20 protein-coding genes are annotated in these 20,232 nt (G+C 67.2%); 10 read left to right on the plus strand and 10 right to left on the minus strand.

Annotated elements, in window-relative coordinates; genetic code table 11:
* Window positions 1–14: 14 nt before the first annotated feature.
* The 6 genes from ACIP5Y_RS10315 to ACIP5Y_RS10340 form a co-directional block, all read right to left on the minus strand.
* A complete protein-coding gene (locus tag ACIP5Y_RS10315) occupies window positions 15–1,877 on the minus strand; it encodes an amino acid transporter (protein WP_400351229.1) in 1,863 nt (620 codons plus the stop codon).
* A gap of 217 nt (window positions 1,878–2,094) precedes the next feature.
* Window positions 2,095–2,868 carry an N-acetylmuramoyl-L-alanine amidase gene (locus ACIP5Y_RS10320; protein ID WP_400349454.1) on the minus strand — a complete coding sequence of 258 codons (774 nt, stop codon included), beginning with the start codon at window positions 2,866–2,868 and terminating at the stop codon, window positions 2,095–2,097.
* 37 nt (window positions 2,869–2,905) lie between these two features.
* Window positions 2,906–3,322, minus strand: a complete 417-nt coding sequence (locus tag ACIP5Y_RS10325; RefSeq protein WP_400349456.1) for a MarR family winged helix-turn-helix transcriptional regulator — start codon at window positions 3,320–3,322, stop codon at window positions 2,906–2,908.
* Entirely contained in the window at window positions 3,312–4,688 is a 1,377-nt protein-coding gene (locus tag ACIP5Y_RS10330; protein WP_400349458.1) for an MFS transporter, read from the minus strand. Before ACIP5Y_RS10330 ends, ACIP5Y_RS10325 begins: the two co-directional genes overlap by 11 nt.
* A gap of 62 nt (window positions 4,689–4,750) precedes the next feature.
* The gene (locus tag ACIP5Y_RS10335) at window positions 4,751–5,470 is read right to left on the minus strand and encodes a hypothetical protein (protein ID WP_400349460.1); all 720 of its coding nucleotides are present in this window, start codon (window positions 5,468–5,470) and stop codon (window positions 4,751–4,753) included.
* 111 nt (window positions 5,471–5,581) lie between these two features.
* Entirely contained in the window at window positions 5,582–6,574 is a 993-nt protein-coding gene (locus ACIP5Y_RS10340) for a zinc-binding dehydrogenase (protein ID WP_400349462.1), read from the minus strand.
* A gap of 456 nt (window positions 6,575–7,030) precedes the next feature.
* Between ACIP5Y_RS10340 and ACIP5Y_RS10345 the strand changes: the two genes are divergently transcribed.
* The 8 genes from ACIP5Y_RS10345 (at window position 7,031) to ACIP5Y_RS10380 (ending at window position 14,284) form a co-directional block, all read left to right on the plus strand.
* Entirely contained in the window at window positions 7,031–9,175 is a 2,145-nt protein-coding gene (locus ACIP5Y_RS10345; RefSeq protein ID WP_400349463.1) for an ATP-binding protein, read from the plus strand.
* Window positions 9,172–9,633 (plus strand): roadblock/LC7 domain-containing protein, encoded by a 462-nt coding sequence (locus tag ACIP5Y_RS10350; protein ID WP_397016542.1) that lies wholly within the window; start codon window positions 9,172–9,174, stop codon window positions 9,631–9,633. Before ACIP5Y_RS10345 ends, ACIP5Y_RS10350 begins: the two co-directional genes overlap by 4 nt.
* On the plus strand, window positions 9,630–9,986 hold the full coding sequence (locus ACIP5Y_RS10355; RefSeq protein WP_400349465.1) for a DUF742 domain-containing protein: 357 nt from the start codon (window positions 9,630–9,632) through the stop codon (window positions 9,984–9,986). Before ACIP5Y_RS10350 ends, ACIP5Y_RS10355 begins: the two co-directional genes overlap by 4 nt.
* 13 nt (window positions 9,987–9,999) lie before the next feature.
* A complete protein-coding gene (locus ACIP5Y_RS10360; protein WP_400349466.1) occupies window positions 10,000–10,590 on the plus strand; it encodes a GTP-binding protein in 591 nt (196 codons plus the stop codon).
* Window positions 10,587–11,843, plus strand: a complete 1,257-nt coding sequence (locus ACIP5Y_RS10365; protein WP_400349467.1) for a cytochrome P450 — start codon at window positions 10,587–10,589, stop codon at window positions 11,841–11,843. Before ACIP5Y_RS10360 ends, ACIP5Y_RS10365 begins: the two co-directional genes overlap by 4 nt.
* Window positions 11,840–13,066: a cytochrome P450 gene (locus tag ACIP5Y_RS10370; RefSeq protein ID WP_400349469.1), complete on the plus strand. Its 1,227-nt coding sequence runs from the start codon at window positions 11,840–11,842 to the stop codon at window positions 13,064–13,066. Before ACIP5Y_RS10365 ends, ACIP5Y_RS10370 begins: the two co-directional genes overlap by 4 nt.
* Before the next feature lie 63 nt (window positions 13,067–13,129).
* Window positions 13,130–13,837 (plus strand): hypothetical protein, encoded by a 708-nt coding sequence (locus ACIP5Y_RS10375; protein WP_400349470.1) that lies wholly within the window; start codon window positions 13,130–13,132, stop codon window positions 13,835–13,837.
* Window positions 13,838–13,969: 132 nt separating this feature from the next.
* Window positions 13,970–14,284 carry a hypothetical protein gene (locus ACIP5Y_RS10380; RefSeq protein ID WP_400349472.1) on the plus strand — a complete coding sequence of 105 codons (315 nt, stop codon included), beginning with the start codon at window positions 13,970–13,972 and terminating at the stop codon, window positions 14,282–14,284.
* A gap of 233 nt (window positions 14,285–14,517) precedes the next feature.
* Here ACIP5Y_RS10380 and ACIP5Y_RS10385 read toward each other — a convergent pair whose 3' ends face one another.
* From ACIP5Y_RS10385 to ACIP5Y_RS10395, 3 genes are read right to left on the minus strand one after another with little or no spacing between them, the layout of a single operon-like run.
* Window positions 14,518–15,198 (minus strand): hypothetical protein, encoded by a 681-nt coding sequence (locus ACIP5Y_RS10385; protein ID WP_400349474.1) that lies wholly within the window; start codon window positions 15,196–15,198, stop codon window positions 14,518–14,520.
* Window positions 15,199–15,253: 55 nt separating this feature from the next.
* Window positions 15,254–16,027 (minus strand): lysostaphin resistance A-like protein, encoded by a 774-nt coding sequence (locus tag ACIP5Y_RS10390; RefSeq protein ID WP_400349475.1) that lies wholly within the window; start codon window positions 16,025–16,027, stop codon window positions 15,254–15,256.
* 50 nt (window positions 16,028–16,077) lie between these two features.
* Window positions 16,078–16,719 (minus strand): TetR/AcrR family transcriptional regulator, encoded by a 642-nt coding sequence (locus ACIP5Y_RS10395; RefSeq protein ID WP_400349477.1) that lies wholly within the window; start codon window positions 16,717–16,719, stop codon window positions 16,078–16,080.
* A gap of 68 nt (window positions 16,720–16,787) precedes the next feature.
* On the opposite strand from ACIP5Y_RS10395, the gene ACIP5Y_RS10400 reads away from it, so the two are divergent.
* Both ACIP5Y_RS10400 and ACIP5Y_RS10405 read left to right on the plus strand, forming a co-directional pair.
* Window positions 16,788–17,222 (plus strand): hypothetical protein, encoded by a 435-nt coding sequence (locus tag ACIP5Y_RS10400; RefSeq protein WP_400349479.1) that lies wholly within the window; start codon window positions 16,788–16,790, stop codon window positions 17,220–17,222.
* Between the two features lie 187 nt (window positions 17,223–17,409).
* Entirely contained in the window at window positions 17,410–18,573 is a 1,164-nt protein-coding gene (locus ACIP5Y_RS10405) for an alpha/beta hydrolase family protein (RefSeq protein ID WP_400349481.1), read from the plus strand.
* A 682-nt stretch (window positions 18,574–19,255) separates the two neighbouring features.
* Here ACIP5Y_RS10405 and ACIP5Y_RS10410 read toward each other — a convergent pair.
* Window positions 19,256–20,176, minus strand: coding sequence for an SDR family NAD(P)-dependent oxidoreductase (locus ACIP5Y_RS10410; RefSeq protein WP_400349483.1), 921 nt, complete (start codon window positions 20,174–20,176; stop codon window positions 19,256–19,258).
* Between the last annotated feature and the right edge of the window lie 56 nt (window positions 20,177–20,232).

A 20,232-nucleotide genomic window follows, 5' to 3' on the forward strand; every position in this document is an offset into this window, starting at 1 on the left:
CCCGAGCGCGTCGATCAGCTGTCGACGTGGACGTGGGGGCGTTGGGAGCGGCGGGGGACGGCTCGGCGGAGGATTTCGCGGGTTACCGGGGCTACCTCGCCTTCGCCGAAGAAGAGGTAGCGGACGAGGTTTGTCAGGGGGTTGCCCTCGGTCCATTCGAAGTAGACGTGGGGGATGACGCCGGTGCGGTCGCGGATGGCGAGGAGGATGGCGGCGATGGAGTTGGGGACGGCGGAGGCCTCGACGCTGAGGATGTGGTACTCGTCGACGTCTACCTCGGTGACCAGGAGGTTGGTGCTGAATTCCGAGGGGTCCCGGACGATGACCTCCAGGAAGAGGATGGGGTCCTCGTCGGGGATGTGGCTTTCGCGGCGCTGGTCGAGTTCCTTCTCCGCGTACTCCTCGGGCTCGCGCTGGTCGATGTCGTGGGTGACGATGCGGATCTCGCCGCGCGCGGCGAGGTCGTCGACCATCTTTCCGGCCTTCTCATCGAAGGTGACCTCGATGGCGCGCAGTTCGAATGCGCGATGTAGCCGGGAAGCGAAGGACACCACCACGATTGCCAGCACGAACAGGATGGCCAGGTGCAGACCGGCGGGCTTCTCGATGATGTTGTCGATGGTGGTGTACACGAAAATGACCGACACGATGCCGAATCCGAGCACCCGCGACTTCTGGCCCTTGCGCCAGGCCGAAATCGCCACGGCCATGGCCGCGGAGGTGATGAGCACCAGCACACCGGTCGCGTACGCGGCGCCCTGCGCGTCCACGTTGGCGTCGAAGTACCAGGTGATGCCGAAGGACACCAGCGCGAAAACCAGCACCAGCGGCCGGATCTGGCGCGCCCACTCCGGCGCCATGCCGAAGCGCGGCAGGTACCGCGGCACCAGGTTTAGCAGCCCGGCCATGGCCGAGGCGCCCGCGAACCACAGGATCGCGATGGTGCTGACGTCGTAGACGCTGCCGAACACATCGCCGAGATAGTGATGCGCGAGGTACGCCAGCGCACGGCCGTTGGCCTTGCCGCCGTCCTGGAACTCCGCCTGCGGAATCAGAATCGTGGTGATGACGCTGGTGACGACGAGGAACGCGCTCATGATGATCGCGGCACTGGTCAGTAGCTTGCGGGTGCCGATGATGCGGGCGCGCGGGAACTCCGGGGAGTCGGCCGGATTGCCCTTGATCTGCGGCATGACCGCCACCCCGGTCTCGAATCCGGAAAGGCCCAGTGCGAGTTTCGGGAACACCAGCAGCGCGACGCCGACCATGGCTATCGGACTGCCGTGCGCGGTGACGAGCGCGTCCTTCCAATCCGTCACCAGATGCGGCGCCTTGGCCACCTGATAGATGCCGACGCCGGCCACCACGAGATTCAGGGCCAGGTACGCGCCCACGAGTCCGACCGCGATCCCGATGGCCTCGCTGAAGCCCTTGAGGAACACCGCCGCCAGCAACGCCAGCAGGATCAGCGTGATGATCATGTTCTGGCCGTGCAGGAAGCTCGGCACCGACGGGTTCTCGACGATGTGCGCCGCGCCGTCCGCCGCGGACAGCGTCATGGTGATGGTGAAGTCGGTGGCCGCGAAGCCCAGCAGCACCAGAATGAAGATCTTGCCCCACCAGTTGGGCAGGAAGTTGGCGAACATGGCGATGGAACCGCCGCCATTGTGGCTCTCCTTGGCGACGCGCCGGTACACCGGCAGCGCGCCCAGCAGGGTGAGCGCCACCAGCACCAGGGTCGCCAGCGGTGACAGCACGCCCGCGGCGAGGGCCGCGATGCCGGGCTGGTAGCCGAGGGTCGAGAAGTAGTCGACACCGGTCAGGCACATGACCTTCCACCAGGAGTGCTGGTGTTCCTTGGGTGTGCTTTTGACCATCGGTCCGGGCAACTGCGCCGGCGGCTCACTGCCGTCTTCGAGTAGCCAGTTCGCGAAGCGCGCGCGTGACCGTTCAGAGGTCGTGGTCAAGGAGTCCTCCCCGGAACTCTGTGTCGGTCCGGTTGCCCGAAAATTTCTCGTAAATGACGTGGTCAATGTACTCACGTCGAACCGGGCAAATACACACACCGCGTCGCGAGTCGTACTGAGCGGTGTGTTAGCCGAGGTAGGAGAGGATGGCCGCCGTGATGGCGTTGGCGAATCGGGCGCGCCCATCAGCGGATTCGATGACCGCGGCATCGTCGGGATCCCGCATGTTGCCGCACTCCACCAATGCCGTCGGCACCTCGGAGAGGTTCAGCCCCGCCAGATCGGAGCGGGGATCGAGTCCGTCCGAGCCGACATAGTTGGAGGTGCTGAATCCGGCATTGGTGAAACCGTCGCGCAGCGCGGTGGCCAGCTGCGGCGACGGGCCGCTCTGGGCATCGTTGAGCGGGGGCGAGGAGTAGGCGACGTGGAAGCCGTGATCGCCCGCGGGCGCGCCGTCCGCGTGGATGGAGACCACCGCGGCCGCGCCGACCTTGTTGCCCAGCTTGCCGCGCTCGTCCACGCAGGGGCCGACCCCGGTATCGCTGTCACGGGACATGACCACGTGAATACCGCGGGCGCCGAGCGCATCCCGCACCCGCAATGCCACGTCCCAGTTGAATTCGTGCTCGCTGTAGCCGTCGGTGGCATTGGTGCCGGTGGTATTGCAGGCCTTCATGCCGCCGCGGCCGTCGGGCACCTGGGCATTGAGCTGGTCCGGATGCGCGGCGCCGCCGCCATTGTGGCCGGGGTCCAGCACGACCGTGCGGTCGGCGATCGGATTAAGCGGCGCGGCAGGCGAATCCGCGGCCGGGCGCACGCCGGCGGCCAGGCTCTGCCCACTACTGCCGATCAGCAGTGCACCGCAGATGATCGCCAAGGCTTTCCACTGTCGCTGTCGCACCCGCCCAACGATAACGGTCGGATCACGGAACGGTGGGTCAGTGCTCGATCTTGCGCAGCAGATCGCGCAGACTGCGCAGATCAGCCGGGTCGAGACCGGATAAAGTCGCGGGCGCGGGGTCGGGCGTGGCGAACGCGTACCCGAGCATCTCCCGCCCGGCCGCGGTGAGCGAGACCAGTTTGCTGCGGCGATTGCCCGGATCGATCTCGCGGACCACCAGCCCGCGCTCCTCGAGATCGTTCACCGCCACGGTGGCGGCGGGCGCGTCCATGGCGGCGGCGTGCGCCAGATCCTTCACGGTGAGCGGTCCCGCGGCCAGCCGGCGCAGTACGCGAATCCGGCTGAACGGCAATCCGGTTCGTTCGGTGACAGCGCGTTTCCAGCTGTCCCGGGTGTCCATGACGACGTGGGTGAGCAGCCGCCAGACGTCATCGGGCGTGGGGTCATCCGGCATGGGCGGGGGCTTTCTGTTCTAGAAGCGGAACGATGCGATCGCGGGAACGGTACGCCCACGCGGTGTTCGCGGCGACTCCGAGCCCGATCACCGCGATGGCGAATCCGGAGATGGTCCACCACAATCCGGCGCCCGAGAGCGCACCACACAGTGCCACACCGAGACTCACGCCGACCTGCCGGCTGGTGGAGGCGACCGCGGAGGCCGCGCCCGCGCGGTCCAGCGGCATACCGCTCACCGCGGTGGTGGTGATGGGGGCATTGACCATGCCGAAGCCGATGCCGAACAGTGCGAAGGTGATGATCAGCTGCCAGATCGGCGTATCCGGCTGCAGCCGGGTCAGCCCGATCGCGGCCAGCGCCATCAGCACGCCGGAGGCCAGCAGCGAGGGCCGGGTGCCGTAGCGGCCGACCAGCCTTCCCGACAGCGGCGAGAAGATCAGCATGCTCAGCGCCATGGGCAGGTACAGCAGGCCGGTGTGCACGGCCGAGAAGTGCCGTGTCCCTTGCAGATACAGCGAGACGTCGAACAGGAAGGCGCCCAGTCCCGCGAACGCGCACACCGCGATGACGGTGGCCGAGGAGAACGGGAAGCTGCGGAAGAACCGCAGATCGATGAAGGGTGACGGGTGCCTGGCCTCGTGCCAGATGAATCCGGCCAGCGCCAGGGCGGTGAGCGCGAAGATGGCCGGGCGTTGTTCGATCAGGCCGAACACCAGGGTGAACAGCACGCCGATGGCCAGCAGCTGCCCGATCGGGTCGATGCCACGTTGGGTGGCCGACTTCGATTCGGGGATATAGATGGTGGTGAGCACCAGGGCCACGGCGACGATGGGCAGGTTGATCCAGAACACCGACTGCCAGCCCAGCGAGTCGATGAGCACGCCGCCGACCAGCGGGCCCAGTGCTGTCGAAATGCCGACCACCGCGCCCCATACGCCGACCGCGCGGGCGCGCTCCACCCGGCCGGTGAAGGTGGTCGTAATGATGGACATGGCAACGGGATTCAGCATGGAACCACCGATGGCCTGCAGGAACCGGGCGCCGATCAGCACATCGATATTGGGTGCGAGGCTGCACAGCAGCGAGCCGGCGGCGAAGGTGACCAGGCCGATGCGGAAGACGCGCTTGCGGCCGAAGCGGTCGGCGGCGGCGCCGGAGAGCATGAGCAGGCTCGCCAGGGTGAGGGTGTAGACATCGACGATCCACTGCAGCCGCGAGAACGGGGCGGACAGATCGTGGCGAATGGTCGGGATGGCGACATTCACGATGGTCGCGTCCATGGATGAGATCAGCAGGCTGAGACAGCAGGTGATCAGGATGATCTGTTTCCGGCGCGCGCCGAGCTCATCGACAGTTGTAACCACACAATGATTGTGAAACCACAATCATTCAGGATGCAAGGGGTTGCGGGAGTGCGACAGGTCACTCAGCGCTTCGGGATCAGCTGGGTGATCACACCGGCGAGCGCGCCCTGCACATCCGTGGTCTGATCGTCCGCCGTGCCGTAGGTGTGGGCGCTGACCGTGAAACCCGGCCCGAAGGACGCCGAGGCCACCTCCGGCGGCGGCATATCGGACCAGCCCCATTTGGTGCCGCGCACCTGCGGCAGCCGGGCCGTTCCCCAGTTCTGCTTGGTGCCGTCGGCGGCCGTGGCGCCGGCGTGCGACATCCAGTCGAGGATCGGGCTGTCGGGTTCGGTGCGCACCTTCGCGGCCAGGAAATCGGCCACATCGGCGGTGCTGGTGGTGGAGACCTCCCAGCCGCCCGCACCACTGGTGGCGCTGAGGCTGTATTCCTGGGCGATGGAATCGATGGCGTAGGGGTACTTGGCCGCCATGCGGTCGGCGGCGGCATCGTCGGAGAAGCGGATCATGCGCTCCCCCAGTTCCCGGTCCTCGGCCGAGCCGTCACCGCGCCGCAATGCGTAATCGGCCAGGTACAGCTTCGAAATCGACAGTGCCGCACGCGGTTCCGACTCATTGGCGGTGCCCCAGAACACCCCCGGTAGCACCGAACGCACCGAGATCGCGGTGCGGGGCGGCACCTGACTGGGGTCGCCGCCCTTGGGCTCCGCCGCCGCCTGCGGGGCGGCACACAGGCAAACCCCTGCGGCGATCGCCCCGATCAGCCCGGTCCGATAACGCATATCCACCTCCGGATCGCGTGCCCGAACGTCCAGCTTGCCTGGCGGCGGAGCCCATACCAGCGAAAACAGGACCGACACGCCGGATACGATCGTGCCCGGCATGCTGGGCGCTCAGACCGTCAGGATCGTGCGGCCGATGGCCGCGCGGGCGGCGATGGCTTCGTGCGCGGCCACGGCGTCGTCGAGCGGGAAGGTCTGGCCGATGACCACTTCGAGACGGCCGGCCGCGACCTCCCGCAGGGCCTGCTCCTGCATGGACTTCCAGTCGGCGGCCGGGTCGGCGATATCGAACAGGGAGACCACCGTGACACCCTGCGCGGCAACTGATTCCGGGTCGAAGGGCGCGAATCCGCCTGCCGCATTGCCGTATCCGAGGATGACGCCGCCGCGGGCGGTGGCGGCCAGCGTGGCCGTACCGATCGCGCCGCCCGCACCGTCCAGCACGACCTGCACGCCACCGCCGCTCAGCGCGCGGACCCGCTCCACCCAGCCGGGCTCGGAGTAGTCGACGACATGCTGCGCGCCGAGGCGTTGTGCCAGTGCGAGTTTCGCCTCTCCGCGGGCGGCGGCGATGACCTCGGCCCCGGCCGCACGGGCCAGTTGGATGAGCAAGGTACCGAGTCCGCCCGCGGCGGCGGTGATGAGCACCCGGTCGCCCGGCTGGATATTCGCCCGGTCGGCGACGGCGATCGCGGTCCGCCCGTCGGACACCAGCGCCGCGGCCTGCACGAGGTTCACTTCCTCCGGAACCTCCACGAGGGTATCTGCCTTGGCGAGCGCCAGTTCGGCGTATCCGCCGGTCGGTGATCCGCCGCCGACGCCGCTGCTGGCGGTGGGCGTCGCGACGCGGCGGCCGATCCAGGCGGTGTCCACGCCGGGCCCGGCCGTGATGACGGTGCCCGCCACCACGCTGCCCGGCACGAAGGGCGGATGCACCGGGAAGTACTCCTTGCCCGCCCCGCTGCGCAGCAGCAGATCCAGGAAACCGACATCGGCCGTCGCGACCCGGATGAGGACCTCCCCCGCTGCCGCAACGGGTTCCGGCGCGTCCACGACCGCCAGCACTTCGGGACCGCCGAATTCCTTGACCTCGACTGCACGCATTGCCTTTATCTCCCTTGTCGTTCGTTCTCACAGCGTTCGTTATCGCTCGACTTCCCCAGTCTCGAACCCAAACAATGGTTGAGGTCAAGTCCGTGTCATCGATTACGCGCAGAGCGAACTGCGGGCAACCCGGGAATACGCGGGCGGCGAACTTCGGGATACTCGAAAAGCGGTACAGCATAGTGGGTTACCTGCCGATAGCCGACAATGCGCCAGATGACGGCGCAAGAATTCTCCGCATACATCGGATGACGCGATATCTACGCACCTCCCAACCAGCGAGACTGCGGGTTTACACCCGTTCGCGCTCGGGTAGCGCATGGCCTCGCGGCCGCTTATGCTCGGTGCCGCCAGGTCCGAATCCGCTTGCCGGTCTGTGCTTTCGACGCAGGCGCCGGGATCGGTGTGTCGGGCGCGCCGGGGCGTCGGCCGCGGTGGACGTGAGGAAGTGCAAGCTTGTCGGAGTCATCGAATCCGCCGGGGCCAACGCAGCCGGCGGGGCCGTCGGCGATGGTCGCGCCGCGCAATGCGGGCCGGCCGGACGGTGCGCCGAATACGCGAGACGCTGTACCGGATACCGGTGCGGGCGTGCGACTGCCGTTCGTGACGCTCGCGATCTGCGCCGTGCTGGTCACGGCGGTGGTGGTGGCCGCGGTGTTCGCCGCGCCCGCCGGTTTCCGGATCTCGCTGGCGGTGGGCGGCAGTGTCTTCGGGGTGCTGTTGTGCGCGGCGGTGACGGCCGCGGCGTGGTATCGCGATCGGGTCGCGCACGCGGGCCATGCGATCGAGGCCGCGCGAGCACAGGCCGACGCCGCACGGGCGGAGACCGAGTCCGTCCGCGGCGAGATCCAGTTCCAGCTGGAGGCGGCGCGTGCGGAGGGTGACTCCCGGGTGGCGTCGATCATCGCCGAGGCGCAGGCGCGAATCACGGAGTCGGACGACCGGATCCAGACCTTGCACGAGGGTGTGGCCGAGCGGCTGCGCGCCGTCAAGGACAGTGACAATCGGCGAGCGGCGGCCATGGCGGCGTTCGCCGGCGCGGCCGGGCGCATGCAGGCCATGAGCACCAGCATGCTGGCCGAACTGCGCGAGATGGAGCATCGGCACGCCGATCCGAAGGTGCTCGCCGATCTGCTGGAACTGGATCACCGCACCGCGCAGGCCGGCCGGCTGGCCGACAGCGTGGCGGTGCTGAGTGGCGCCCGCTCGGGTCGTCGCTGGGCGAAACCCATTGCCATGGAATCGATTCTGCGTGGCGCCATGGGCCGCGTTGCGGGCTATCAGCGGGTGCGGCTGCGCGCGGTCGCGGAGATCGCGATCGCCGGCCATGCGGCCGAGGGTGTCATGCACGCGCTGGCCGAGCTGCTCGACAATGCCTGCAATTTCTCCCCGCCCACCACCGAGGTGCACGTCTACGCGGCCGAGGTGCCCGCGGGCGTGGTGATCACCATCGAGGACAGCGGCCTGGTCATGAGCGAATCCGCCTTGCACCGCGCCGAACTCACCGTCTCCGGCCGCTCCGGCAACAGCACCGACCTGTCCTCCCTTTCCGGCACCCGCCTGGGTCTGGCCGTGGTCGGCCACTTGGCCCGCAAACACGATCTCACCGTCTCCTACCGCCCCTCCGCCATCGGCGGCACCGCGGTAGTCGTGGTGGTCCCGCGCGAACTCACCACTCGCCTGGAACGCCCCACCGGTTCGCTCACCGCCCTGGCCCCGGTGCCGCACACCGCCATTCGCACCACCACCCTGGCGGGCCAGGCCGCGACCACCACCAGCAGCCGCCTCACCCCGGTTACCTCGGCTGAACTGCCCCCCACCGGCTTGTCGCCACGCACACCCACCGGAACGGAGGGCCGGGCCCCGATCGCACCTGCGGCGGAGACCGGCCCACACCCCACGGAGACCGGCCCGCGCACTATGGCAGCCGGCACGAACTCCGCGGCGGCCGGAATGGACTCCGTGGCGGCCGCTCGGTCCGGAACAGCTCCGGACGCCGGCAACACCCCCGGGCCGGAGGCGACCTTCGCCGAGCATCTCGCCGCGTGGGAGGCCACTCGTGCGACGGACGGCCCCGCGGAGGGCGGAACTCCGCTGCTGCCCGGTGCTTCCGAGCCGATCGGCGCACTCACCGGCCTGACCCCCGAGTCCCAGGCTGCGGCCGGGGTTTTCGGCGGCTCGGTAACGCAGCCGCCTGCGGACAATGCCCACAGCGTGCTTCCGGGCTCCGAATGGACCTCGCCCGACCTCGACGGCCGGCCGGCCATCGGCGGCGGTGCCCGTTCCACGGATTCCACCGCGGAGGCCTTACCCGACGGCTTACCGGCGGCCGCTGCTGCACCCGCGGCGCCGACTCTCGACGAAATCGCCCAGCGCGCAGCGGGTTCCACTGCGTCCGGTCTGCCGAAGCGGCGGCGGGGGCAGACGCTGGCGGCGGTGCATCCGCAGGGGCTGGATGCGATGGCACCCGCCCCGCAGCGCCCGCCCGCGTCGCCGTCCGCGCTGGGTGCGTTCCAGCGTGCCGTGAACGGGCGTGAAAACCCCGGTGCGGCGCCTTCTTCCCCGTCCCTGCCCTCCGCGTCCTTGGAGACCGATCGATGACACCGTCCGCCACACATCTGGGTTGGCTGCTGGAGCAACTGCTCACCCGTACCCCGCGCGCCCGGCATGCCCTGCTGCTGTCCGGTGACGGGTTGAAGATCTGCCATACGCCGGAGTTGAGCGTGGACAGCGCGGATCAGCTGGCCGCCATTTCCGCTGGTATCCAGAGTCTTTCGCACGGCGCCTCGGTCGAGTTCGGTGACGGCCGCGGCGGTGTGCGCCAGTCCATGACCGAGTTCTACGGCGGCATCCTGTTCATCGTGGAGGCCGGGGTGGGCGCGCATATCGCGGTGGTGGCCGCGGAGGACGCTGATGCCGGGCTGGTCGGCCACAATATGCGTGAGCTGGTCGAGCAGCTGAGCGAGCATCTGGCCGCCGCGCCGCGGGTGCGCGAGCCGATCGAGCCGCGTGTGCGGGGCCCGCTGGAGCCGCGGGTGCGGGGAGCGAGCGTGTCGTGACCAGGCCAGACGAGGATCCGGACCGGCTGTACACGCTGACCGGCGGACGCAGCCGCCCGGATTCCGACGCCTTCGATCTGGTCACTCTCGTTGTCAGCGAATGCGATCCGGCGCCGGGCATGCAGTCCGAGCATCGCGCCATCCTGCAGATGTGCAGCGCGCCCACCGCCGTGGTGGAGATCGCGGCGGAGTTGCGGTTGCCGGTCGGCATCACCACCGTGCTGCTGTCGGATCTGCTGCACATGGGCCGGATCACGGTGCGGCATCCGCACTATGCCAGTGGCGGGCAGTGGAATTCGCTGCCCGACACCAACACCCTGGAGAAGGTGCTCGTTGGACTCCGCAAGCTTTGAACACCCCTCGCGCGTGGCGGATTCGCGTCCGGCCCGCGCGGATGCGCCGTTGCACGCCGATACCCGGCACGGCCTGAAGATCGTCATCGTGGGCGGTTTCGGGGTCGGCAAGACCACCATGGTCCGGTCGATCAGCGAGATCCGGCCGCTGGATACCGAGGCCACCATGACCCAGGTGGGCCAGGGTGTCGACGATCCGACGCTGGCGCCCGGAAAGTCCACCACCACGGTGGCTTTCGACTTCGGCCGCATCACCATCGACGACGAGCATGTGCTGTACCTGTTCGGCGCGCCCGGGCAGGAACGCTTCTGGTTCCTGTGGGATCGCCTGTTCACCGGTGCGCTCGGGGCGATCGTGCTGGTGGATCAGCGGCGCATCGAGGATTCCTGGTACGCCATCGATCGCCTGGAGCATCAGGGCACCCCGTTCATCGTGGCGTGCAACAACTTCGGTGGCGACGCGCAGCTGCGGGAGGTGCGGGACGCGCTGGATCTGGATCCGCGGGTGCCGCTGGTGGATTGCGATGCCCGCTTCCGCGAGTCCTGCCGGGATGTGCTGATCACCCTGGTCGAATACCTCTACACCCCGGAGACCGTGTCATGACCTCACCCGCGTCCGCCGGGGGCTGCCCGGTGCATCCGGCGGTGCCGTTGAGCGGCCCGCGTTTCCACACCGACCCGCGCGGCCTGTACAACGAGATGCGCCGGGATCACGGTTCGGTGGTGCCGGTCGAGTTGCCGGGGCAGGTGCCGGCCTGGCTGGTCGTCGGTTATCGGGAGTTGCATCAGGTCACGAGTTCGCCGGAGTTGTTCCCGCGGGATGTGTCGCTGTGGAATCAGTGGCCGAACATTCCGCCGGATTGGCCGTTGCTGCCGATGGTGGGGCAGCCCATGCCGTCGATCTACTTCACCGCGGGGGCGGAGCATCGGCGCCATGTGAGCATGGTGGAGCCCGCGCTGGAATCCATGGATCCGTTCGAATTGCGCCGTGTCTGTGAGGGTTTGGCGGACCAGCTGATCGATTCCTACTGTGGCCGCGGTGAGGCGGATCTGGTCGGTGAGTACGCCGAGCCGCTGCCGGTGCTGGTCATGGCCTGGCTGCTGGGCCTGCCGAACGAGGAGGGTCCGCATCTGGCGTGGACCATGAAGACCCTCGCGGACGGCGGCGCCGACGCACAGCAGGCGCATCTGCAGTTCGGCGCGGTCATGCAGCGGCTGGTGGCGATGAAGCGGGCCATGCCGGGCGATGACCTGACCTCGCGCATGCTGGCCTTCCCGGGCGCGTTCACCGACGAGGAGTACGCGAACGACCTGATGGCGATCACCGCCGCCGGGCATCTCACCACCGCGGACTGGATCGGGAATTCGCTGCGGCTCATGCTCACCGACGACGGTTTCGCCGCCGCGCTGGGCGGTGGCCGCCGCAGTGTCGGCCAGGCCATGAACGAGGCGCTGTGGGAGGACACTCCGACCCAGATCCTCGCCGGCCGCTGGGCCGCCCGCGATACCCGCCTGGGCGACAAGGCGATTCGCGCCGGTGACATGCTGCTGCTGGGCCTGGGCGCCGCAAACGGTGATCCGCATGTGCGCCAGCATGTTTCGGACAGTGCCGTGCACGCCGGGAACAGCGCGCACTTCTCGTTCAGTCACGGCGAGTACCGGTGCCCGCTGCCCGCACAGCATATTGCCGAGATCATCGCCCGGACGGCGATCGAGGTGCTGCTGGATCGGCTGCCCGATGTCGACCTGGCCGTCCCCGCGCAGAACCTGGTGCGGCGCCCGTCGCCGTTCCTGCGTGGAATGACTTCTCTTCCTGTTGTTTTCACGCCTGTTCGTGCTGTCGGAGGTTTCCAGTGAGTTCTGCATGCCCACACGCCATGGCCATCGATCCGATGGTGAGTGACCTGGCCGGGGAGACCGCGGCCCTGCGTGCCGCCGGCCCGATCACCCGGATCGAACTGCTCGGCGTGCCCGCCTGGACCATCACCGATCACCAGATCGCGCGGCAGCTGCTCACCGATACCCGGCTGATCAAGGACATCGAGGCCTGGGAGCTGTGGCAGTCGGGTGTGGTGACCCGGCAGTGGCCGCTCATCGGCATGATCGATGCCGGGCGTTCCATGTTCACCGTGGACGGCACCGAGCATCGCCGGCTGCGCATCAAGACCACGCAGGCGCTGACGCCGCGCCGGCTGGAGGAATTGCGGCCGTCCATCGAGCGGCTCACCAAGGAACTGCTGGACGATCTGGAGGAGGCCGGGCAGGACGGCGCGGCCGTGGATCTCAAGCAGATCTTCGCCTATCCGCTGCCCATGCGGGTGATCAGTGAGCTGATGGGGGTGCCGCGCGAGGACCACCCGATGCTGCTGGACTGGTACAAGAAGTTCTTCTCCATGGTCACGCCGCAGGACGAGCGACTACGGATCATCGACGCGATGGACGTCTACTTCACGGAAATGGTGCGGCGCAAGACCGCGAATCCCGAGGACGACCTGACCTCCGCGCTCATCCTGGCCGACGAGGGCGGCGAGCCGCTCACCGAGGAGGAGGTGGTCGGCAATCTCAAGGCGCTGGTCGCCGCCGGTCACGAGACCACCGTGAGCCTCATCCTGAATGCGGTGCGCGCCTTGCTGACCCGCCCCGAGCAGCTGGCGCGGGTACGAGCCGAGGAAGTGGAGTGGAAGCAGGTCATCGAGGAGACGCTGCGCTTCGACGGCCCGGTCATCCACCTGCTCATGCGTTTCGCCACCGAGGACATCACGGTGGGCGACACCGTGATCGAGAAGGGTGAGGGCGTGATCATGTCGTACCGCGCCATCGGCCGCGACGTCTCGATTCACGGCGAGGACGCCGATGAGTTCGATGTCGCCCGCCCGACCGCGAATCGCAATATCTCCTTCGGTTACGGCCCGCACGTCTGCCCCGGCGCGGCCCTGGCCCGCCTCGAGGCGGCCATTGCCCTCCCGGCCCTGTTCGAGCGTTTTCCGGAGCTGCGCTTGGGGATTCCGGACGCCGAGTTCACGAATCTCCCGGTGCTGACCCAGAACGACCTGGCCGCGTTCCCGGTCCAGCTGGCCTGAGACTCGCCGCGACGACGGGCGGAATGCGTGTGTCGCCGACGCCACCTTGGCATGCTGCGGTTCGTGATGAACAGAGGAGCATGGGCGTCGGCGGCCGCACTCGCGGTGCTGCTGACCGCCGGATGCGGTGGGGGAAACAGTGATTCCGGCGCATCGGCGACCGCCCCGCCGCCGAGCACCCCACGCGAGCAGCTGGTGCTGACCGAGCAGGAATTCCCCGCCGGAGCCAAGAAGCTGGATATTCCGCAGGACAAACTCCAGGCCACCGCCGGCGACTTCGAGGGCATGATGGCGACCACGAAGGTCCAGCCCGCCGAATGCCAATCCCCGCAACAGGATCTGTCGGCGGCCACCAAGGCGGTGCTGAGCAAGTCGGCCACCTCGGCCGCGACCACCGATAAGCTGATGCTGGTCGACTTCGTCTCCGGCCAGGTCTTCGACCTGCGGAAAATGGCCGACACCAACAATAAATGCGCCGACGTGACCACCAGCGCCACCGTCGACGACAATCACGTCGACGGCACCACCAAGATCGAGAAGCTCGACCTCCCCGCCGCCCTCGCCGGCACCGACGCCATCGCCTACCGCGTCACCAGCACCGCCAAGGTCGGCGACGGCGACCCCATCACCACCACCTCCTACCAGGGCTGGGCCACCTTGCGCTCCACCACCGTCGGCGTCCGCGCCACCTCCTTCTCCGGCGGCATCGACGACGCCACCTTCCAACAGGTCTTCGCCACCGCCGTCAAGAAGGTCCGCGACGCGAAATAACCGCGAGGTAGCGCTCCTCACGCCCCGGAAGATCAACTGGCCGTGCTCATCCGAGGCCGGGCCGACGCACCATATTGCCGAATGCAGGGCGTCCAACACGCGCTCACGGCACCCCGAAATAGACTCGCGCCTATGACTCCTCAGGAAGACTTCGAGCGCGTCGCCGCCCAACTCGCCGACTTCGGCGTCGTCATGTCGACGGTCTTCGGCAAGCCCGCCTACAAGGACGTGAACGGCAAAGCCTTCGCCTGCCTCTTCCGCGATGGTCTGGCCTGCCGACTCGTGACCGGCACCGAGGAACATGCAGAAGCCCTCACCCTTCCCGGCGCTGCCCTGTTCGATCCCTCCGATCGTCACCGGCCGATGAAGGATTGGGTTGTCATCCCGCATGCCGATACCGACCGCTGGGCCACCTACGCAGAAGCCGCGTATCGCCGACCCCGCTGACGGTCGTCTGGCACAACCCGAGGTCCATAGCGGCTCTTCAGTCTTCGAACAAGCTGGCTTTGCCGTGAACACACGGTCATGCCGCGACCCGCGCTGACCGAACTGGCCGGCACGGGCGCCGGAAGATCAACGGGGCGAGCACGATACGGCCGTCGGCAGTTCGCGCTCATGCAGTTGGCGGGATGCCGCATCATTGCGACATACCTCTTTTCCTGGCATACAGAGCTGTCGGCTCAGGTCTGACCGGTATGCGCGCGGGCGACGGTTCGTCGAGCATCACGCCAGGCGATCAGGGCTGTTCGCAGACGGGGTGAGGTGAGGTCCTCACCCCGGCGTCTTGCGCGCAGTTGATCGACCAGCCAGCCCGGAGCATCAGCCCGTTCGACCGCCTGGCTCTTGGTCAGCAGTGCACCGTTGCTCAGCGCATAGCGGCCACGAGCCATCGACGTAAGGCCGAGATCAGCGATGACGGGATCCAACCACATCCATGGGCGCCGGGCCGCCCACGCCCAGTATCCAGTCAGCTCGGCACGGGCCGCTTCACGGACATCGTCCTCACCCATCGGGGGCAACACAGCACACGGCGAACGGCCGAAAACCGCACGCCCGTAACGCACAAGCTCAACCCTGGTGATTCCCGACAGAACGCGCTCGGCCAGCGAGCCGTGAGTCCACGTCGGATGAGTCATCCGAACATCCGACACCTTCCCGGCATCGACGTAGACACATCCGAGGTCGAGACCAGAGCCGGCACCCTCGTCAAGACGACGATGTACCGCTGTGAGAGTGGTCTGCCGGTGCGTGTCGACCGGGCCGTCGACAAGCGCCACCAAGTCGATATCGCTGACCCCGGGAACGTAGTCCCCGGTCGCCAGCGATCCCGCGCCGAGTACAGGACGCAACGGTTCCGACAAACCTCCCTGTGGCTGGCTACCAACTCGACGCGGGTGGTCGCATCGATCAACTCGTTCACGCCATGGCCACGAACATCGCGATCGGCGCGTTGATGAACCCATGAACGATGACCTGTAACCAGGGATTGCGGTACCGCGACCACAGATAACCAAGGAAGAGACCAGTGACACCGACATTCAGCACGACTGCGGCAAGATCGACCCCCAGGCCGTCGACGCCCTGGATCGCCGAATGCCACGCCGCGAACAGGAGGCTGGTGACCACGATCGCCGGCCAGCGACCATAACGGGATTCCAACCGAGTTTGCAGCCAGAAACGGTAGAAGATCTCCTCCAGAACCGCATTGACGAGGAAGCCCACGACGATGGTGACCGGGTCGGGAATCGTTGCCCGCCAACCAGGTTCGAGCGCCGTCGCAACCAAGATATACGCAACGACCGCAGGCATCGCACGCAACCAGTTCGTGTTCAGCCGGGCCCACTCCACGAAGGTGACCATTCGCAGCGCGAGCGGGATGACCAGTAGCCACGCGAATTTGAGCGTGAGGAACCACAGTTGGGTCCTGGGCGCCAGATGCAAGGTCACGGCGAACGCCAGCGCTACACCCACGAGCAGCCAGAGCTGCCGGGTGAGTAAGCCGGAAGCATTGTGCGCGAACGGATCTCGTGCAGGCATACGAGGCGGAACCAGCCAGGCGAACAGTCCTCCCGCAAGGGCCGGCAGCCAAAGAATCCATACCGGCCGAGTCTGCGCGGTGTCGGCGGAGAAACGCACCGATGTATGCCCTGTACAGACGAGCACCACCAGGGCGGCGAGATAGCCGATCACCCCGAGGACCAGCAAGGCCTTGGCTACACCGGTACCGAGGGCCGGGCTCCTCACAGCGACCCGGAATGCTTCCCGGCGTCCGCATCTGGGCCGATGAGGGCCAGATCGGATGCCAGGGCATGGGCGGCGTCGGCGAAGAACTGTTCGTCCGCACCGGGGGCGAGGCCGAGGATGACGCCCTGCGTGAGGCCGACGAACTGCGCCCTCAGCGCCATGGTCAGGCGTTGCGCCTGCGGTGGCGTCACGATGGTCCCGTTGTGCGATCTGCCGGTGAACAACTCGATCAGATGGTTCTCCTGGGCGCGGACGGACGCGGCGAGCTGGGCGCCCAGCTCGGGGTCGTGTAAAGCCATGTCCAGCAAGGTGATCTGCAACGACAAGACGGCCACCGCGTCGGGACCGTCGCAGCTGCGCCGGTAGTAGCGGGCGAAGGCGTCGACCGCCCCGAATAGATCCATGTCGGCGGGAATCGCCTGTTCGATCTGTTCGTAGTGCGGCCGCAGATAGTCGGCGATCAGGGCGACCACCAGGCCGTTCTTGCTGCCGAACAGTGAGTAGACCGCGCCGGTGGTCACTTCGGCCCGTTCGGCGATCTCCTCGAGCTTGGCGCGGTACCCGTCTCGGGAGACGACCTGCAATGCGGCATCCAGCAAGGCGCGGCGGTTGCGTTCCTTGGTCTCCGCTCTCGTCATTCGCATAATGTCATTATTGTAGTAATCAGATTACAGAACAACGAGGTTGCCCTCGAGGAGGAATGCTCATGTCCCCGACGCAGGTCATCGCATCGACAGCGGCACGCCGGAAGGTGGTCGGGATCATCGCCGACGGCGTCGTGAAAGTGCTGCTGGCAGCCGGATTCATCCTCGGCGCCACCCGGCTCGGCACCCTGCTCGGCGTGCCCACCTGGCTGATGGTCAGCTCGGGCCTCGCCCTACTGATCGCCGGCGGGACCGAGATCAGGTATGTCCACAGCCGCCCGGCGAGCACCTATACCCGGCTCATGGTCACCTACGACATCGGCTGGGCGCTGGCGGCGCTTGCCGGCCTGCTGATGGCAAGGCAGGGCAGCAGTGGCGGGGGTGAGGTATGGATCGGATACCAAACCGTCGCACCCCTCGCATTCGCCACGTTGCTGACGGCCGCCACCCCTGTGCCCGCCACCCCGGACGCCGGCACACGCGAGTCCGAACACTGACACACCCGGATCCAAGCTCCATGCAGTCGGGTCGAGATCCCCTGGAGCGATATGCCATCCATGCGAGACGCAGGCCAGTCCGAGCTGGCCGAAGGCGATCACAGCCGAGACTGGAGAGGGAATTATCTTGTTGGGCTGCGCATTTCGGTGTCTACTGATTTTGCTGCCGACTTCACCCTCGGCCGCGATGGCCGCCGTTGCCCGAGCCGAACAGGTGCCGTCGCAACAGGCATCGGTGGTCGTCGCCCTTCCTGAGCCGACCGGCACCGATCCGATCGGCGTGGCGGATCTGCACCTGATCGATCCGTCTCGTCACGATCCCTATGTCCCTTCTCGCGCACGCGAGCTGATGGTCAGCATCTGGTATCCCGCCGCCGATCGGGCGGCAATGCCGGTGCGGCCCTGGTTTTCCGGACAGATAGCTCGTGCCTACGCAGAACGCTTGGCCGAAACCGCTCCGCCGATTACAGGGTCGTGGACGTGGGCGCCCAGCCACGGTCGGGTCGATGCGGCTGCGAACAGCACCGGTGGGCGGCGGCCGATCGTATTGTTCTCCCCCGGTATGAGCATGCCGCGGGAGGCCAGTACCGCGCAGGCCGAGGATCTCGCCAGTCACGGATTCGTGGTGGTCGCCATGGGTCACACCTACGAATCGCTGGCGACGGAATTTCCGGGCGGACGGGTGGAGAAGAGCCTGCTGTCGCAGATCGACGACGCCGACGAGGCCAAAGCGCAAATGGGAAAGGCGTTGCAGGTCCGCGTCGCTGATACCCGCTTTGTCCTCGACCGGTTGGCCGACATCGGCAACGGCCTCGCCTCGGACGCCGACGGACATCCGCTGCCCGCGAATCTCGCCGGAATACTGGATCTTTCGAAGATCGCGATGTTCGGGCATTCGCTGGGTGGGGCCACCGCGGCCCAGGTGATGCACGACGATCGGCGCGTCGCAGCCGGAGTGAATCTGGATGGCTCCCTGTGGGGTTCGGTCGTCACCGACGGACTGGACCGCCCGTTCGTACTGATCGGCGGCACCGATCACGGCCGCGCCCAGGACGCCGGCTGGCAGCAGTTCTGGTCAGCCGATCACGGACCGAAACTGGAATTCCGGCTCACCGGCTCGCAGCACCACTCGTTCTGCGACAACCAGCTGATCATTCCCGCCTTGACCGCCGAGGGCATCGTGCCGGCCGATTTCGCCACCCGCGTGGTCGGCACCATCGCCCCGGCGACTTCGCTCGACCTCCAACGCGGCTACCTGCGAACCTTCTTCGACACCGCACTCGGCCGATACGACGACCTCGCGGACGCCCCGACCTTCCTGCTGCATTCAGAAATGGTCCCGATTCCCTAGTGGCCGCACAGCCTCGAACAGCTGTTCAGATCGCCGGCCCCACAACCGACTGGCTGATCAACAGCTCGCACGAGCCTGAACATCAGCAGCCGACATGGACCGGCGGGCGCGTCCACTCTTCCTGCGGACCGCGCCGGTTGAACCGGCCGGCCCCAGACCTGGAAAGTCAACTGAGACTGCCGATCCGGCGCCGGCCGAACCCACCGTATAGCCGATGGCCGAGTGGTACCCGACCCGTCAAAAATCGGGCAGAATCTCACGCTGAGGTGCCACTCGAGGACCTCGTCCGCCACGCTTGAACGTCGAGAAGTCCGCTGCCGTGCCCGATTCCAGCAAGTCTCCTAAGCAGTGCGCTGCCGATCTGCCCCTAAACTCCGATGCGACCGGCGAACGCACTCAACTGCCGATTACAGGGCGGACCGGCCACAACACTTGTCCCTCACCGCCGAAGGCCCGCCCCGGGCGAGGAAGCCGACATCTCGGCCATGGGTATTCCACTCGCGGCGCCAGCGCCATATCAATCCTGCCCCGGACACAGCGAAGGGCCTACCACCTCTGGGCCCAGGCAGGTCGATCCTGCTCAGACCTGTTCCCAGACCCCACGAATATCGAATGCTTCGACCGCGAGCACATGCGGCAAGCTGTGGGCTCACCACGCTGATCGGCAGTTCACGAACAGCTTTTAGAGGGTGAAGCGGTGGATGGCCTCGTTGGCGTGGTCCTGGAACGATGGGTTGGCCAAGTCGGGGAAGACGTCTGCCTGGTCGACCAAGGGGCCCTTCAGCTTGTTGGCCGCGCTGGCGTAGAACACGCCGCTGGACAGGGTCGGGTCGGTGACGCCGTCGACCAGTCGCTTCGCGCCGGCCTCGAGCTTGTGGGAGATCCCCAGGGCGGGCAGGACGTACTTGGACGCCATACGCAGTGGTAGGGCGATGTCGTTGGAGGCTTGGGTGCCGGTGGTGGCGCCGGGGCTCACGGTGATGAAGCGGCGTTCGGGGTGTTGGCGGGCCAGGTAGCCCATCCACAGGGCTCCGATGTACTTGGCCTGTCCGAAGGCGAGGTTGAAGTCGGTTTTTCCGCCGGCGAAGAATCTGCCGTCGATGACGGTGGCGAGTTCATCGGCAGAGGTTGAGACGAAGGACGGCCGTTTCATCCGCAACATCGGAAGTCCCCTGGCTGCTTCACTTCCGGCGAGGACCGCAACCTGCCCGAGCCGCCCCTCGGCCAAGAGCCCTTCGAGTAGGACGACGTGGCCGAGAACGTTCGTCGCAAACACCCGGGTGACCCCGTCAGCGGTCAACTCCATCGACTGCGGGCCGATGACACCGGCGTTCATGACCAACGCGTCCACGGATCCGTCTACGGCCGCGAGGCCGCCTCGGACCGAACCCAGATCGGCGACATCCATGACGACGATGTCGAAGATGCGCCGGCCGGTAGCGGCTTCGAGTTCGGCCTTTGCCGTTGTCGCCCGATCCAGGTTGCGGCATGCCAGGTAGATGCGGGCCGTCTCCGGTCGTAGAGCCAGTTGCCGGGCCACGTCCTTGCCGATTCCGGCGTTGGCGCCCGTGATCATCACGGTCTTTCCTGGGGGTGTGCTCATCGGGATTCCCTCTCATCTGCTCTGGGGCTATTCAGGCTGTCCGCTCAAAGTGGGTT

This window comes from Nocardia sp. NPDC088792, from assembly GCF_044750615.1.
Classification (GTDB): domain Bacteria; phylum Actinomycetota; class Actinomycetes; order Mycobacteriales; family Mycobacteriaceae; genus Nocardia.

Bases quoted from the DNA above. Each gene is read 5' to 3' on its own strand.
- ACIP5Y_RS10315 (WP_400351229.1), bottom strand. From the start codon at position 1,877: ATGGTCAAAAGCACACCCAAGGAACACCAGCACTCCTGGTGGAAGGTC.
- ACIP5Y_RS10410 (WP_400349483.1), bottom strand. From the start codon at position 20,176: ATGAGCACACCCCCAGGAAAGACCGTGATGATCACGGGCGCCAACGCC.
- ACIP5Y_RS10380 (WP_400349472.1), top strand. From the start codon at position 13,970: ATGACTCCTCAGGAAGACTTCGAGCGCGTCGCCGCCCAACTCGCCGAC.
- ACIP5Y_RS10405 (WP_400349481.1), top strand. From the start codon at position 17,410: ATGGCCGCCGTTGCCCGAGCCGAACAGGTGCCGTCGCAACAGGCATCG.
- ACIP5Y_RS10400 (WP_400349479.1), top strand. From the start codon at position 16,788: ATGTCCCCGACGCAGGTCATCGCATCGACAGCGGCACGCCGGAAGGTG.
- ACIP5Y_RS10395 (WP_400349477.1), bottom strand. From the start codon at position 16,719: ATGACGAGAGCGGAGACCAAGGAACGCAACCGCCGCGCCTTGCTGGAT.
- ACIP5Y_RS10325 (WP_400349456.1), bottom strand. From the start codon at position 3,322: ATGCCGGATGACCCCACGCCCGATGACGTCTGGCGGCTGCTCACCCAC.
- ACIP5Y_RS10335 (WP_400349460.1), bottom strand. From the start codon at position 5,470: ATGCGTTATCGGACCGGGCTGATCGGGGCGATCGCCGCAGGGGTTTGC.
- ACIP5Y_RS10365 (WP_400349467.1), top strand. From the start codon at position 10,587: ATGACCTCACCCGCGTCCGCCGGGGGCTGCCCGGTGCATCCGGCGGTG.
- ACIP5Y_RS10340 (WP_400349462.1), bottom strand. From the start codon at position 6,574: ATGCGTGCAGTCGAGGTCAAGGAATTCGGCGGTCCCGAAGTGCTGGCG.
- ACIP5Y_RS10350 (WP_397016542.1), top strand. From the start codon at position 9,172: ATGACACCGTCCGCCACACATCTGGGTTGGCTGCTGGAGCAACTGCTC.